The sequence below is a fragment of the Streptomyces sp. NPDC060028 genome, from assembly GCF_042736725.1.
Classification (GTDB): Bacteria; Actinomycetota; Actinomycetes; order Streptomycetales; family Streptomycetaceae; genus Streptomyces.
The window spans coordinates 1-14,363 of sequence record NZ_JBHWVJ010000003.1 but is presented as its reverse complement, the minus strand read 5'-3'; the positions used below and the strand labels follow the sequence as shown (position 1 = coordinate 14,363).

Genomic DNA, 14,363 nt, shown 5'->3' with positions numbered 1-14,363 from the left:
TCAATTCCCACTACTTCAATCATTGACGATCACAAATGACCCCGAGACAACGGGGTTCGCGGGAAATCGGGCATTACCGAGCTCCCCACTTGCATGCGGGAAACGTTGCATGAATGGGCGCCGCGGAAGGATGAATGGAGGCGGACGCGAATTGATCCGGAGTGACTGTAGGATCGCCGCATCGCGCAGTGGCCGACAGCCACTTGCGTGGTGGTCCCGGGTTGCAGCCCGGGACCACCCGACAGACCAGCCACCTCATAGAAAGGCACACCATGGCCTGCGGAAAGGAACGGGTTGGCCGTGCAGACGACCCCGAACCTCGCCCCAGCATTATCCCTGACCCTCCCTCTCGGGAAACCTCCGCCGACGACAAGATCAGGGCGCGCTTCTGGTCGGCCCTGATCGTGGCCGCCTATCTCGTGGTCGCGGTGGCCCTGGTGTTCAGCCATCCGCGAGCGGCACCCACGGTCCCGCTGCTGGCCCTACTGGCGACCGTCCTCGGCACGATCTGCTCCCTGCTGATCCTGCGGCTCCTGCGCCGCCGGCGTCGGGAGTCCTGACACCCCTCGTGGGGGCGGCGTTTCACCCGCCCCCACCGCACTCGGGTCACTCGGGTCACTCGCGCCCTTCACGCCACGCGCGCCGTCCGTACACCAGAACCCCCGTACGAGTGATTGGCCTGACCCCGGCGGACTCCCTAACATGGGCCGTTCACCCAGCCGCCGAACCTCTGACCAAGGTGGGCCCAGGACATGGACTTAGGGCAGAACTCCCGGATTCCCCAAATTGACATGCACACCCCGAGCGTGGCCCGGATGTACGACTGGCTCCTGGGCGGGGTGGAGAACTACGACAGCGACCGCCAGGCCTGCGCCGCACTGCTGGAGATCGCCCCCAGCACGCAGCTGCTCGCCCGCAACAACCGCGCGTTCCTGCGCCGGGTCGTCCGCATCCTCGTCGAGGACTACGGGATCCGCCAGTTCCTGGACCACGGATCGGGCCTGCCCACCCAGGACAACGTGCACGAGGTGGCCCAGCGGGCCCACCCGGACTGCAAGGTCGCCTACATCGACAACGACCCCATGGTCCTCGCGCACGCCCTGACCACGCTGCACGAGAACACCGGCACCCTCGTCATCCCCAAGGACATGCGCCTGACCCGGGAGATCCGCGAGGACACCGACGGCTTCCTCGACTGGAAGCAGCCCATCGCCGCCCTGTTCGTCTCGGTCCTGCACTGTCTCCCGGACGCGGACGGCGAGGACGATCCCGCGGCGGTCGTGCGGAACACGGCCGCACTGCTGCCCCCGGGCAGCTTCATGGTGATCTGCCAGCTCGTCAGTGACGACCCGGTCGTACGGGATGACGTCACCCGGCTCATGGACGTCACCACGCACGGCCATTGGGGCCGCGTCCGCGAACGCCACGAGGTGCGGCGGTACTTCGACGGCCTGCGGATCCTCGACCCCGACCTGGTGGACGTGGTGGACTGGCGGCCGGACACCCCGCCCCCGCCCGTGCCCAACCGGCCCACGGACTGGGTCGAATGGGGCGGCGTGGGCCGGCTCTGACCGCCGCCCGCCCCTGCGGCGAACGGGACGGCCTACGCGAACCGGCCCTTCGCCGCTTCGATCAGGGCCCGGCTGTCGTCCATCGACTCCGCCGCCTGCCGGAGCTTGGTGAGGGCATTGCGGTAGTCGTCGAGGGCCCGCGGCCGGGTCACGTACGTCGCGCTGCTGATGTGTTCCACGTACGCCAGCTCGGACTGCTCGGGGTCGCCGAACTTCAGGTGCATGATCGGGTAGGGCGGCGTGGCGCTGTAGGCCCGGGACATCATCAGCACGCGGATGTTCACCTTGGCGACTCCGCACGCCTCGAGCAGGTGGTCCAGCTGTTCGCGCATCACCTCGTGCTCGCCGTAACGGCGGTAGAGGATGCCCTCCTCCAGCAGGACGGTGACGCGCGGCAGGGAGCCCTCCATCAGCCGCAGCTGCCGCTGGCGGCGCAGTTCCACCACCCGTGCGATCTCGTCGGGATGGGCACTGGGCATGGCGGCCTCGACCATGCACCGGGCGTAGGCGGTGGTCTGGAGGATGCCGGGGACGACGAGGTTCTCGTAGACGCAGATCTCCTCCGCGTCGCCCTCCATCTGGATCAGACGCTTGAGGAAGTCGGGCGTCACATCGCTGAACTGCTCGTACCACTCGGAGGTCCGGCCGAGTTCGAGGAGCCGCTCGATCATCCACATGTCGTCGGCGTTGGCGCCGTAGTGGCGGGCCAGGTCGAGGACGTCCCGCCGCTTCGGAGGGCTCTCGCCGCGCTCCAGCCGGCTGATCTTCGACACCGAACCGCGGATGACCGGAGCCACCTGCCGCAGCGTGAGACCCCGGGCCTCCCGCAGGGCCCGCAGTTCCTGCCCCAGCATGCGGTCGGCCGCCGCCCGTCCGGGCTCCTTGCCCATGGACAGGACGGAGGCTCCGGGGTCGGGCAGCGGCTCGGGGAGGGCGGACATACAAACTCCAATATGACTGAGGAAGTTGTCAGTCACCAGAATGGGGTCTGAATGCGCACCCTCCAAGCTTTGGCCTGAGGTCAGGCCGTCATCAGGTCAGTTGATCGAATTCCGAACGCTTGACGCCGTCGATGAACGCCTCGATCTCCGCGGCGGTGAACAGCAGCGCCGGACCGTCCGGGAAGCGCGAGTTGCGCATCGCCGCACCGCCGCCGGTCAGCGCGGCGACTTCCACACAGTTCCCGTTGCCCACGCTGGCCGCGCTCTTGACCCAGACCGCACCCGGGATTTCGTTCGCGGCCATGCCATTGGTCAACTGCATGATTCGACCTCTCCCTCGCCCGACACACCTGATCGTGCAATCCCATATGGGATTGCACGACAACCACTGGCGAGAATGCTAGCTACGCAGAGCGAGCGCGGGAGTCCCCCGAAAGGAGGCCTGAAATCCGGCCTCCTCATATGATCGGAGATTGGCTCGTATCGGGCTAACCCGCGGTGAGTCAGCCGGTTTGCGCGGCGCGACCTCGCCATAGTCGTCCGTGGCGGCCGCCAGGTCGCCGCCCCCGCGCCGCGAACCGCGGCCGGGGCGGATGTCTTCGTAGAGGAGCCGGCTCATGCTGAAGCCCACCAGGACCGTCCTCGCCCTCACCGCCGGAAGCCTGGTGCTCGGCCTGGCGGGGGCGGGCGCCGCGGTCGCCGACACGGACCCGATGCCCGACATGCCGGGGCACGCGGCCGTCGTGGCCGACGACGACGGTTCCGACCTCCTGCGGCCCGACGGGCAGCAGGAGTACAGGCACGCCCGCGGCGTGGTCGTCGCGCACGGCAAGCTGACCGTCCGCAACCGGCCGAGCACCCACGCGTACAAGGTGGGCGTGGTGTTCCCGCACCAGAAGCTCGCGATCGAGTGCAAGAAGCGCGGCGAGCGGGTCAACGGCAACAACCTCTGGTACCGCCTGGACGGCCGGAACGAGAACAACGGCATGGACGGCGTGGACGGCATGGGCGGTGGGGGCGGCGGCCATGTCACCAAGGACGAGAAGGACCACGAGCGCTGGGTCGCGGCCCGCTACGTCAAGAACCTCACCCCTGTGAAGTGGTGCTACTGACCTGCTCGGACAGCCTCCGACCGGACCGCCCGACGCCCCGCGAGGGGCGCCGGGCGGTCCGCCGGTCAGTCCGCCGGGCGTACGGTACGCGGCCCCACGCACTCCACGCCGTACGCCCGGACCCGCTCGCGCAGTTCGCGGTCGGCGGTGACCACCACACAGCCGCGCTCCGCGAAGGCCGCCGCCAGCTCCACGATCCGGTCGTCGCCGCTCCCGGGCGCCGAATCCACCCGTACGCCGGGCACCGACTCGACGCCCCGGGCGGCGCCTTCCACGACGAGGACGATCTCCTCGCCCCCTCCCCGGGCGGCCAGCAGGTCACGAAGCCGCTCCGCGGCCCCGCGACGGTCCCGCCACCAGCCGTCCGGCACGGACCCGACGACGTTCGCACCGTCCACGATCAGCACATTCACATCGCCAGTATGGGCCGGTCGGGCCCGGTCAGAAGTCGCCGTAGTTGACCTGCCAGGTCGCCAGGCCCATCCGGCGCCAGATGGCGACCACGCGGTCCCGGTCGTCCAGTGAGACCCGGACCGCGTACCGGCCGCGTACGTGGGCGTTGAACAGTTCGGCCTTCACGATGTCGTCGCGCCGCGTGTCCCCGGCGGGGCGCATCCACAGCTCGTCGTACGGGACGTCGTGCCGCAGCAGCCAGGCCTCCGTCTGCTGCCGGAACTCCTCGCTGCGACCGGACAGCAGCACGATCGTGTCGCCGTGGGCACCCCGGAAGGCGTTCAGGGCGTCGCGCACCGGGGTGTTCAGCGCGTCGATGTCGCAGCGCGAGAAGTCGTACGGGTTGCGCTCGCCGGTCAGTGCGAGCGTTCCGTCGATGTCGCACATCACCGCCGCGGGCAGCGCCGGGTCGGCCACGTACGGGGACACGTCCGGCTGCTCGTTCAGCCACTCCGCCGTGAGCCGCCAGCCGCCCTTCCTGGCCTTGGCGTGCTTGTCGGCGAGTATCCGGATGATCTCCTCGCCGACCTGGCGCTCGCGGGCGGCGTCGCGGCGCAGGCACTCCTCCAGGGGCACGTCGGTGAAGTCGTGCACCACGAAGGTGGCGCGCCCGGCGACGGCCGCCTTGAGCCGCTTGGGGATGTGCGAGGTCAGGTGCGTGTTGTCGACCACGACGTCGAAGCCGCCCTCGACGGCCGCGCGCACCGCCTCGTCCTGGATCTCCAGCACGGTCTGCTCGTGCCGGTAGGACCGCCCGCGCTCGGGGTCCGGCACGTCGAGCATGACCCGCAGGTCGTCGAGGTTGACGCGGCGCATGCGGCCGGCGGCCTCGGTCTGCAGGGCGCGCGCGGCGGTCGTCTTCCCGGAGGCCGGCAACCCCGTCATGACGTGTACCACGGGGAGTACGGGGGTTACGGGGGCTTCGGACACGGGTCAGTTCTCCTCATCGGTGGTGAAAGGGTCGGATGTTTCGGGTCGTACCTGCCGCCATACGAAGAGCTCGGTCGGCCGGTTGTCCAGGCGCTGGAACAGCGCGGCGCGGATCCGGGCGTCGGGCAGTCCCTTCGCGGCCCGCGCGAACGCGCCCCGGTCGCCGGCCAGGTGGGCTATCTCGGCGTACGCCTCGTCGATGGCGCGCTCGCGCCGCGCGGCCTCGTCCTCGAGCCGTTCGATGACCGAGCGGACCCAGGTGTCGAACTCGTCGGGCACCTGCTCCAGCAGGGCGTCGAGCGGCTTGCCGCCCGAGGCCTCGAGCTCGGCCACGGTGCAGTTCAGACCCTGGGCCAGCTGCTTGGCGGGCAGGCCGGCGAACCGCTGGATGCCGTGGCTGCGCCAGATGTCCCGCTCGGTGACGGCGGTGAGCACCCGGTGCAGGCGTACGTACTCGGACAGCTTGGCCTTCGCGCGCACACCGGAGGCGAACCGCAGCACGAAGCCCTCGGCGTCGATGCCGGTGACGTTCCCGCCGTCGGGCAGGGTGTTGGACTCGGCCAGCGCGATCAGCTCGGCGATGGGCATGGCGGGCCACACGGTGACGACGGAGCCGATCCCCCGCCAGTGGGCCGCGGCCTCGGCGAGGACGACCTCGGTGCCGTCGGCGCCGAAGGCGGCGAGCAGGACGAGGTCGCGGCGGTCGCCGTAGTCGACGACGATGCGGTTCTGCGGGTACAGGATCTCCGCGAGGTACGTGGTGCCGGGGACCAGGGCGGAGGTGTCGCGTCCGTCGAGGCGGCGCTGCGCCCAGGTGGCCTGCGCGCTGATGAAGGAGCCTTTGGAGGCGACGCGCCACCGGCCCGCGTAGTGGAAGACCACGCCGAGGCTGCCGTCGACCTTGTCGTACACCTCGAACGGCTCGTCCGGCAGGGCGGGCGCGTAGGGCTGACCGGACGCGTGCTCGCCGACGTTGAAGAACTTCGGCAGCGGCAGGGCGATCACGGCTCCGGTGGTGTCGTCGGCGACGAGACCGCGGCAGCGGGTGGTGACCTCGTTCCAGACGCGCTCGTACTGGGCCGTCCGCGTGTACGTGTAGATGGACAGCGGCAGCTCGGGGTGCGACTTGCGGGTCACGTGTCCGGCGTCGATCGCCTCGGCCAGCGCCTGCGCGGGCATCAGGTCGTGCAGAGTCAGGCGCTCCTGGCTCATGGGGTCCCTCCCGGTTTGAGATGCCTCATTCTCAACGGCGGGAGGGACGGTTCGAAACCGAATTACCGCTGGTCGGGACGGGGCGCGGCCAGCCGGTTGATGTCCTGCGGGCGCAGGACGCGCTGCTCCCCGCGCGGGCCCGGCCCGGCGACGGCGATCATGGCGCGGCCCAGGGCCTCGGTGGTGGTGACGAGGTTCGGGGCGACGCGGCGCAGCACCGGGACGAGGGGCGCGGTCACCGCGTAGAGGGCGCGGTAGAGCCGGGTCTTGGAGGGCATGCCGCGGGCGGGCTGCACGATGCCGGGGCGGAACATGTAGGCCTGGAAGTCCAGCTTCAGCAGGTCGTTCTCCGTCCGGCCCTTGACCCGGGCCCACATGGAACGGCCGCGCTCGGTGCTGTCGGTGCCCTCGCCGGAGACGTAGGCGAAGGTCAGGTGCGGGTTGGCGGCGGCGAGGGGGCGGGCGACGGCGAGCGTCAGGTCGTGGGTGACGCGCCGGTAGGCATCCTCCTTCATGCCGACGGAGGAGACGCCGAGGCAGAAGAAGCAGGCGTCGTACGAGGCCAGGTCCGGTGCCGAGAGGTCGGACACGTCGTCTTGGACCAGCTCGCGCAGTTTGGGGTGGCTGACGGCGAGCGGGGTGCGCCCGACCGCGAGGACGCGTTCGACGGTGTCGTCACGCAGGCACTCGCGCAGGACGCCCCGGCCGATCATTCCGGTCGCGCCGAAGAGGATGACGTTCACCCGGCCACACTATGCGGCGCCGGCGCCGGCGCCGGTCAGTGGGAGACGCAGAGTTCATTGCCCTCGGGGTCGGCGAGGGTGGTCCAGGCGAAGGGGCCCTGGCGGCCCTCGTGGAGGTGTTTGGCGCCCTTGGCGAGCAGCCGCTCGACGACCGCCCCGGGGTCGTCGTCCCCGGTACGGACGTCCAAGTGGAGGCGGTTCTTGACGGACTTGGGCTCCGGAACCAGCTGGAAGAGGATGCGGGGCGCCCGCTCCAGGCCCTGCGGGTGGCGGATCGCGGCGCCGACCTTCCAGACCAGCACGCCGTGGTGGGTGGTGGTGTCGTCCTCGCTCGCTTGGCCCGCGGCGATCAGGCCGCGGATGAACTCCTCGTCGGTGGGCTCCACTTCCCAGCCGAGGGCCTCGGCCCACCAGTCGGCGAGGGGGTGCGGGTCGGCGGAGTCGATCGTCAGCTGGAAGGTGTAGGCCATGCGGGGACCCTACCCCCGCGACACCGCGCGCGCCCGTCCGCGCGGCCGTGGGGATGCGCTCCCCCGTGGTAGTACGGTCCGCATGACGTCCACCGCACGGCGCGGCCTGCTGCGGCCACTGGCCGCGCGGCTCTTCCCGCCGGGGCCCGGCGGCGCGACGCAGCCGTACGGGGTGCTGCCGCCGCTGCTGGTCGTGCTCACCTTCGTCAGCGGCTTGGTCGACGCCGTGAGTTATCTCGGGCTCGACCACGTCTTCGTCGCCAACATGACGGGCAATGTCGTCTTCCTCGGCTTCGCGCTCGCCGGGGACCGCCAACTGTCCGCCGCGGCCTCACTCTTGGCGCTCTCCGCCTTCTCGCTGGGGGCGATGGCCGCCGGGCGGCTGCGCCGCGCGACGGAGGCGGCCCGGATGTTCGAGCCGCTGATGGCGGTGCAGGCCGTACTGGTCAGCGGCGCGCTCGCCCTGACGGCGGGCGGCGCCGGACGGCTGGCGGTCATCGGTCTGCTCGCCCTCGGCATGGGCCTGCAGAACGCCGTGGTGCACCGGCTCGCCGTCCCCGACCTGACCACCACGGTCCTCACCCGGACGCTGACCGCCCTGGCCGCCGATCCGTGGGGGCCGGCCTCGGTACGCCGGATCGTGTCGGTCGGGGCGCTGCTGCTGGGGGCGCTGGCCGGCGGCCTGCTGACGTTGCGCCACGGTTCGCGTTGGGCGCTCGCGGCGGCGGTGGTCCTGTTGGCCTGGGTCGCGCTCACGGCGTACCGCGCCGCCCGGCCACGAAGAGGGCGGTGAAGGTCAGCAGCCACGCGGCGACGGCGATCCACAGCAGCACCTCGCCCAGCGGCCGCAGCCAGCCGACTCCGGTGGGACCGGCGGCGGAGAGGCAGGCGGTGGCGGTCATGCCGAGCGGGAAGACGGTGGCCCAGCGCCGGATGTCGTAGCCCGGGCGGGGCCGCAGCACCTCGGCGCCGAGCAGGGCCGCGTACCAGGCGAGGGCGAGGCCGAGCAGCACCAGGGTGGCGGTACGCAGCGCCGTGTGCGCCGTACCCGCCCATACGGGTGACGCGACGAGCTTGGATCCGGCGAGGGCGCAGATGGACAGGGCCCCGCCCGCCACCCAGTGGTCTCCCGCGCCGGTCAGCACCTCGCGGAAGTCGAAGCGTACGAGGGCCTCGGCGTACAGCAGCAGCCCGAGGACGAAGGCGGCCAGCGCCGCCCAGGCCAGCCATTCGCGGCCGGTGGCCGTGGCCAGCACGGCCGCCAGGACGGCGAGTCCCTGGGTGGCCACGCAGACGAGGAAGACCACGCCGGGCATCCGCCGCCGCCAGTGCCGCAGGACGCGGAGCAGCAGTCCGGGCCAGAGCGCGGCGGCGAGCACGAGCAGCGCGGCGGCGGCCGGCTGCCGGCCGAGCAGGGAGAGCCGGGCGCCGAGCACGGTCGTGGCGGCGACGGCGGTGAGGGCGGCCGGGGTGTCGGCCTCGGCCCGGAACCGGCCGCGGTCGCCGATCAGCCGGTAGCCGAAGTCGGCGGCGAGCAGGATCCACAGCGCCCCGGCGCCGGCCAGCGCCGCGAGCGAGAGCCCGTCGCGGCCGATCAGGTGCAGGCCCATCGAGATGATCCCGGCGGCCATGACGGCGGCGCCCGCGGCCGGGGGCAGCCCGGCCCACCAGCGGCCGACCGCCGAGGGCCGCCGGGGTCGCGGGTGACGAGGGGGGCGCGGTGCGGCGCCGGACGGCGGGGTCAGGGCACGTCGTCCGGGTCGCAGCTGTCCCTGGCCAGGCCGATCGTCCGCAGGGCGTGCATGAGGCCGTCGCCGTCGCCGTCGCGGACGATGTGGACGGCTCCGTCTTCGGCCAGCCGGGCCAGGTCCGCGGGCGCCGTGGTGGCCGTCGTACGCAGGACCACGCCGCTCGGTGGGTCCAGGGCGCGCACCCCGCGGAAGACGCCGAGCGCGCCGGGATCCGTGTCGAGGGCGCCGGGTACGGCCAGGACGGTGACGTCGGGGAGCAGGACCCGGGCGTGCGCGAGGGCGACGGCGGGTTCGGCGGCGTGGGAGATGACCCGGAAGTGCGGGTTGCTCTGGATCCGCGACCGCAGCCGCTCCAGCTCCTCGCCCTCCGGGAGGCCGACCACCAGTACCGTCATCACAGTTCCCCATCCTCCGTCGGCCCGGCCTCCTCGGCGAGCGGGGTGCGGCGGACGCCTGACGGTCGGTCCGGGCGCCCTGGGCCTTCGGCCGCCTCTCACCTGGTGCTGTGACCGCACTAGGCTGGGCGGCCACGACAGTCGGCGCAGATGTGCGGAGGGGCCTCGACCCATGGGCGACACGAATGCGGAGCGCCGGCCCGCCGGCGAACTGGAGGCCGCGGTCCTCGCCGCCCTGTGGGCTGCCGACACACCCTTGACCCCGGTGCAGATGCAGGACGCCCTGGGTGGTTCCCTCGCCCGGACGACCGTGACGACGATCCTGACCCGGCTGTACGAGAAGCGCAGCGTCGACCGCATACGGTCGGGCCGCGGCTTCGCGTACCTGCCGACCGAGGACGCCTCCGGCCTCACCGCACGGCGGATGTACGCCGAGCTGGAGAAGACCGAGGACCGGGGCGCCGTGCTGACCCGTTTCGTGTCCCGGCTGAGCGACGAGGACGAGCAGCTGCTGCGGGCCTTGCTGGAGGGGGACGCCTCGTGAACTACATGGTGTGGCTGCCGCTCCTCGTCCCCTTCCTCGCCGGCCCCGCGGCCCGCCGGCTCGCCGCCCACCTGCCGCCCCGCCGGGCGGCCTGGCTGCTGGCCGGTTCCGCGGTCGGTCTCGCGGCGGGCAGCATCACCTCGCTCGCCCTGCTCGTCGTGCCCGGCGCCACGCACCTGCACGTCGTCGCCGCCCTCGGGGAGCTGCTCACCCCGCTCGCCACGGGTTCGGCCGCCGCGATGATCGCCGTGGCCGTCGTGGCCGCCGCGGTCCTGGCCTGGCGCACCGCCGTGCTGGTGCGCGCCGTGCACGCGCGGCTGGCCCAGTTGCGCCGCTCCAGGCGGCTGGCGGCCCGCGCCGACGGGGAGCTCGTCGTCCTGCGGGACGACTGCCCCGACGCCTACGCGCTGCCCGGCCGGCCCGGCCGGATCGTGGTGACCACCGGGATGCTGCGCACCCTGGCGCCCGACGAGCGCGCGGCCCTGCTCGCGCACGAGCGCGCCCACCTGCGCGAGCACCACCACGTCTTCGTGGCCGCGGTGGAGCTGGCCGCCCTGTGCCATCCCGCGCTGCACGCCCTGCGCGAGCCGCTGGCGTACGCGCTGGAGCGCTGCGCCGACGAGTCCGCCGCCGACGCGGTCGGCGACCGCCGCCTGACCGCCCGGGCGATCGGCAAGGCCGCCCTGGCCTCCCGTACGACGAGCCGCCCCGGCCTGGCCCTGGCCGCTACGGCCGGACCGGTCCCCCGCCGGGTGGCCGCCCTGCTGCAGCAGCACTCCGACGCGGCCCCGGCCCGGCCGCGGATCCCGCACCTGGTCACGGCCGCCTACCTGGCGTGCCTCGCGCTGTCGGTCGGCGCGACCGTGCACGCCGCGCACGATCTGCACGCGGGCATCGAGGTCGCCCAGGGCGAGAGCCTGCCCGAGCGTTAGTGCCGTGACCGAAACGGTGACCACGACCGCGGCCCATGGTGAACCCTTGACGCAACGTTGACCGGTTCGGTGGCGAGTGGCCCGCGCATGGTCAACTAGCTTCCCTGCCATGCCTCTACGACCTCCGCCCCTGCCGGTCCTGCCCTACCGCAAGCCGACCCGCGGGCGTGACTACTGGGAACTGGACAACGTACTTCCGGACCCGGAGGCCGTACGGGAGCGGCTGCTCGCCCGGGACGACTGGACCGAGGGCTACCCTCACAAGCCCGAGGCCTGGCCGGGCCTGCGCTCGATGCCGGCGCTGGAGCCCGGCGAACTGGCGCACGTGGAGCGGCTGGTGCGCAAGGCGACCGGCGCGCCGCGGATCTGGGCCCAACAGCCCACCGGCGGCGGCACCTTCAACCACAACTGCGTGCAGGTCGTCGGCGAGGGCGAGTGCGAGCCGCGGCCCCACACCGATTCCCGTACGCTCTGCCGCTACGCGGCGGTGCTCTACCTCAACCCCAAGGTGCCGAAGGACTGCGGGACCAGCTTCTACCGCCAGAGCCTGCCGGGCGGCTCCCTGGGCGGGAACCAGGTGGCCGCCCCGCACAACAACCTGGTCGACGCGCTGGGCACCCGCTTCGTGGCTCCGGATTCCTTCGTCGAGGACGTCCGGGTCCCGCACCGGGCCAACCGGCTGCTGCTCTACTCCGCCAACCTGATCCACACCGCCACCGCGTACTGGGGCCACACCCTGGAGGACAAGCGGATGACGGCCGTCTTCTTCTGGATGGCCTGAGCGGAAAAGGCTCCGCGCTCCGGAACCCGCAGCGCCCGCCGTGCGACTCCTACCCCGTGCGGACAGCGGGCCACGGAGTGCGGAAGGGCGTGGGATGGGCGGGCTGGACATTCGGATGCGGGGGGTGGGCTGCCGCCACGGGCGGGTCGAGGCCGTCGCCGGCGTGGACCTGGAGATCGCCGCGGGTGAGCGCGTCGCGCTGACCGGGACCAACGGTTCGGGCAAGACCACCCTGCTGCGCGCCGTGCTCGGGCTGCACCGGCAGGCGAGCGGCACGATCCTGGTCGGCGGCCGCGGTACCGGTTCGGCGGCCGACTGGGCCTGGCGGCGGCGCGCCTGCGCCTGGATTCCGCAGAAGCCCGCGGCCGGCCGGTTCCCGCTGCTCGGGGAAGAGCTGCTGGCGTCCGGAGCCGCGCCGGCGCAGGCCGCCGAGGCCGCGGACCGGCTGGGGGTGGGCCGGCTGACCGGGCGCCCCCTGCACACGCTGTCGGGCGGCCAGTTGCAGCGGATGTACCTGGCCCGGGCGATCGGCTGCGTGGCCGCCGGGGCCGAGGTGCTGCTGGCCGACGAGCCCACCGCGGCACTCGACTTCGACGGTCAGGAGGAGGCCGCCGACGTACTGGCCTCGCTGCCCGTGACGCTCGTCGTCGTCACCCACGACCGCGCGCTGGCCGAACGCTGCGACCGGGTACTGGAGATGGCCGCCGGCCGGCTGCGGGAGGTCCGGTGAGCACCCTGGCCACCGCCGACGTGGGCGAGCTGCTGCGACTGCTTCCTGTACAACGGGCCGCTGTCGCCTTGCTGTTGGCGGCGATCGGGCTGCCGGTGATCGGTGTGGTCATCGTCGGTCTCGACATCATGCCGGTGCGCTTCGCGATGATGCACGTCGCGCTGCTGGGCATCGCCGTCGGCCTGCTGACCGGTCTGGACCCGATGCTGTGCGCGCTGGTGGCCTGCGCCCTGGCCGGGGCGGGGGTGGCGCCGCTCGCCCGGACCCCGGACGGACTCTCCGGCGCGATGGGTCTGCTGATGAGCCTGGCCATCGCCGCCGCGCTGCTGTTGCTCGCCGTGTCCGGGGTCAACGCCTCCGGCGCGTTCGCGCTGTTGTGGGGTTCGATCCTGTCGGTGGGCACCGCCGACCTGGTGGTGCTCGGGACTCTCGCCGTCCTCGTACCGGCCCTGTTCTGGTGGCGGCGGCGCGAGGTGGCGCTGCTGCTGTACGACCGGGAGCTCGCGCAGTGTTCGGGCGTACCGGTCCAGGCGCTGACGGCGGTGCTGCTGGTGCTCGTCGCGGTGGCCGTCGCCGGGGCGATCAAGCTGACCGGCGCCCTGCTGGTGGACGCGCTGACCCTGCTGCCGGCCCTGGCCGCACGCCGGTTGGGCACGTCGCTGCGGTCGATCACCGGGTGGGCCGTCGGCATCGGCGTGGCCGTGAACCTCGCCGGCTTCCTCACCGCTCTCTGGCTGGACTGGCCTCCCGGGCCCGTCCTGGTCCTCACCGCGGGGGCGGTCGTCCTCGTGGTCCATCTCCTCCCCGAACGGAGAATCAGCTCATGGCGCGTACCCGCGTCCGATTCGCTTCCCTCCTCGCACTGAGCGCGGCCATGGCCCTCGCCCTGGTCACCGGCTGCGGCAGCGACGGGGGTGACGGCGACGGCAAGGCCCCGGCGACAGCGGCGGCGGCGAAGGGCGGAAAGAAGCCGGAGGTGGTCGTCACCACCAGCTGGGAGGGCGCCTTCGCGAAGGCCGCCGGGGCCGAGGAGGTCAAGGTGATCGTGCCCCAGTCCGTGCACCACGCGCCGGACTACGATCCCAAGCCCTCCGACCTCGCCGCCGTCGCCAAGGCCGACTTCGTGCTGTACGCGCCCTTCGAGCCCTACGCGGCGAAGATCAAGCAGGCGGCCGGGTCCAAGGCGGAGCTGGTCGAGGTGAACCTCGACAACGATCCCGACAAGGTCAGGGCCGAAGTGGCCCGGCTGGCCGCGCTGTTCGGCACCGGCGAGGCCGCCGCGAGCTGGACGGCCTCCTTCGACACCGAGTACGCCAGGCTCTCGCAGGACGTGCGCGCCGGCTGGCCCGGCGGCCGCAGCCCGGCGGTCGTCAGCCAGGTCTTCACCGCCTGGTCCGCGAAGCTGGCCGGCGCCACCACGGTCGGTACGTACGGCCCCGAGGCGGTCACCCCGGCGCAGCTGGCGGATCTGTCCGCGAAGAAGCCGGCGCTCGTCCTGGACAACGCCCACATGTCGACCGGGACCGTGCTGCCCGACTCGGGTGCCAAGCAGGTCGAGATCGTCAACTACCCGGACAAGGATCTCGACTTGCTGCCGGTCTTCCGCAATGCGGCGGCCGGGCTGAAGAAGGCCATGGCCGGCTCCTGAGGACGCCGTGACGGCGGCCCCCTGACGGCGGGGGGGGGGGGGGAGGACCCCGGGGCCCCCCCCCCCCGGGCGGGGGGGGGGGGCCCCGCGCGGGCCCGGCCCGGAATCCGCGGGCAGGCACGCGCCGCGACATGGCAGGGTGGTGATCAT

At 72.6% G+C, this 14,363-nt stretch carries 19 protein-coding genes; 10 read left to right on the top strand and 9 right to left on the bottom strand.

Going from position 1 to position 14,363, the window contains the following annotated elements:
- Positions 1-404 precede the first annotated feature (404 nt).
- Positions 405-560 (top strand): hypothetical protein, encoded by a 156-nt coding sequence (locus ACFWBF_RS02300; protein ID WP_385593831.1) that lies wholly within the window; start codon positions 405-407, stop codon positions 558-560.
- A gap of 192 nt (positions 561-752) precedes the next feature.
- A complete protein-coding gene (locus tag ACFWBF_RS02295; RefSeq protein WP_385593828.1) occupies positions 753-1,571 on the top strand; it encodes an SAM-dependent methyltransferase in 819 nt (272 codons plus the stop codon).
- A 32-nt stretch (positions 1,572-1,603) separates the two neighbouring features.
- Here the strand turns inward: ACFWBF_RS02295 and ACFWBF_RS02290 are convergent, their stop codons facing one another.
- Positions 1,604-2,512, bottom strand: a complete 909-nt coding sequence (locus ACFWBF_RS02290; protein ID WP_385593825.1) for a helix-turn-helix domain-containing protein — start codon at positions 2,510-2,512, stop codon at positions 1,604-1,606.
- A 91-nt stretch (positions 2,513-2,603) separates the two neighbouring features.
- On the bottom strand, positions 2,604-2,834 hold the full coding sequence (locus ACFWBF_RS02285) for a DUF397 domain-containing protein (RefSeq protein WP_385593822.1): 231 nt from the start codon (positions 2,832-2,834) through the stop codon (positions 2,604-2,606).
- Between the two features lie 295 nt (positions 2,835-3,129).
- Here ACFWBF_RS02285 and ACFWBF_RS02280 point away from each other — a divergent pair, with 295 nt between their 5' ends.
- On the top strand, positions 3,130-3,624 hold the full coding sequence (locus ACFWBF_RS02280) for a hypothetical protein (RefSeq protein ID WP_385593819.1): 495 nt from the start codon (positions 3,130-3,132) through the stop codon (positions 3,622-3,624).
- 65 nt (positions 3,625-3,689) lie between these two features.
- Here the strand turns inward: ACFWBF_RS02280 and ACFWBF_RS02275 are convergent, their stop codons facing one another.
- The 5 genes from ACFWBF_RS02275 to ACFWBF_RS02255 form a co-directional block, all read right to left on the bottom strand.
- Positions 3,690-4,037: an NTP pyrophosphohydrolase gene (locus tag ACFWBF_RS02275; protein WP_385593816.1), complete on the bottom strand. Its 348-nt coding sequence runs from the start codon at positions 4,035-4,037 to the stop codon at positions 3,690-3,692.
- Between the two features lie 28 nt (positions 4,038-4,065).
- A complete protein-coding gene (locus tag ACFWBF_RS02270; RefSeq protein ID WP_385594324.1) occupies positions 4,066-4,974 on the bottom strand; it encodes an AAA family ATPase in 909 nt (302 codons plus the stop codon).
- Positions 4,975-5,010: 36 nt separating this feature from the next.
- A complete protein-coding gene (locus ACFWBF_RS02265) occupies positions 5,011-6,219 on the bottom strand; it encodes an RNA ligase (protein WP_385593814.1) in 1,209 nt (402 codons plus the stop codon).
- A 62-nt stretch (positions 6,220-6,281) separates the two neighbouring features.
- Positions 6,282-6,962 carry an epimerase gene (locus ACFWBF_RS02260; protein ID WP_385593811.1) on the bottom strand — a complete coding sequence of 227 codons (681 nt, stop codon included), beginning with the start codon at positions 6,960-6,962 and terminating at the stop codon, positions 6,282-6,284.
- Between the two features lie 35 nt (positions 6,963-6,997).
- Entirely contained in the window at positions 6,998-7,432 is a 435-nt protein-coding gene (locus ACFWBF_RS02255) for a VOC family protein (protein ID WP_385593809.1), read from the bottom strand.
- Between the two features lie 82 nt (positions 7,433-7,514).
- Here ACFWBF_RS02255 and ACFWBF_RS02250 point away from each other — a divergent pair, with 82 nt between their 5' ends.
- The gene (locus tag ACFWBF_RS02250) at positions 7,515-8,225 is read left to right on the top strand and encodes a YoaK family protein (RefSeq protein WP_385593806.1); all 711 of its coding nucleotides are present in this window, start codon (positions 7,515-7,517) and stop codon (positions 8,223-8,225) included.
- Here the strand turns inward: ACFWBF_RS02250 and ACFWBF_RS02245 are convergent.
- Both ACFWBF_RS02245 and ACFWBF_RS02240 read right to left on the bottom strand, forming a co-directional pair.
- Positions 8,185-9,063, bottom strand: coding sequence for a hypothetical protein (locus ACFWBF_RS02245; RefSeq protein WP_385593803.1), 879 nt, complete (start codon positions 9,061-9,063; stop codon positions 8,185-8,187). The two genes, ACFWBF_RS02250 and ACFWBF_RS02245, sit on opposite strands and share 41 nt — an antisense overlap.
- Positions 9,064-9,173: 110 nt before the next feature.
- Complete coding sequence (locus tag ACFWBF_RS02240) at positions 9,174-9,578, bottom strand: hypothetical protein (RefSeq protein ID WP_385593800.1); 405 nt, start codon at positions 9,576-9,578, stop codon at positions 9,174-9,176.
- Positions 9,579-9,750: 172 nt separating this feature from the next.
- Between ACFWBF_RS02240 and ACFWBF_RS02235 the strand changes: the two genes are divergently transcribed.
- The 6 genes from ACFWBF_RS02235 (at position 9,751) to ACFWBF_RS02210 (ending at position 14,213) form a co-directional block, all read left to right on the top strand.
- On the top strand, positions 9,751-10,122 hold the full coding sequence (locus ACFWBF_RS02235) for a BlaI/MecI/CopY family transcriptional regulator (RefSeq protein ID WP_385593798.1): 372 nt from the start codon (positions 9,751-9,753) through the stop codon (positions 10,120-10,122).
- Positions 10,123-10,127: 5 nt separating this feature from the next.
- Positions 10,128-11,054, top strand: coding sequence for a M56 family metallopeptidase (locus tag ACFWBF_RS02230; protein WP_385594321.1), 927 nt, complete (start codon positions 10,128-10,130; stop codon positions 11,052-11,054).
- A gap of 109 nt (positions 11,055-11,163) precedes the next feature.
- Positions 11,164-11,835 (top strand): DUF6445 family protein, encoded by a 672-nt coding sequence (locus ACFWBF_RS02225; RefSeq protein ID WP_385593795.1) that lies wholly within the window; start codon positions 11,164-11,166, stop codon positions 11,833-11,835.
- A 94-nt stretch (positions 11,836-11,929) separates the two neighbouring features.
- Positions 11,930-12,565, top strand: coding sequence for an ATP-binding cassette domain-containing protein (locus tag ACFWBF_RS02220; protein ID WP_385593792.1), 636 nt, complete (start codon positions 11,930-11,932; stop codon positions 12,563-12,565).
- Positions 12,562-13,431: a metal ABC transporter permease gene (locus ACFWBF_RS02215; RefSeq protein ID WP_385593789.1), complete on the top strand. Its 870-nt coding sequence runs from the start codon at positions 12,562-12,564 to the stop codon at positions 13,429-13,431. Before ACFWBF_RS02220 ends, ACFWBF_RS02215 begins: the two co-directional genes overlap by 4 nt.
- The gene (locus ACFWBF_RS02210; RefSeq protein WP_385593786.1) at positions 13,389-14,213 is read left to right on the top strand and encodes a metal ABC transporter solute-binding protein, Zn/Mn family; all 825 of its coding nucleotides are present in this window, start codon (positions 13,389-13,391) and stop codon (positions 14,211-14,213) included. Before ACFWBF_RS02215 ends, ACFWBF_RS02210 begins: the two co-directional genes overlap by 43 nt.
- The last annotated feature ends 150 nt before the right edge of the window (positions 14,214-14,363 follow it).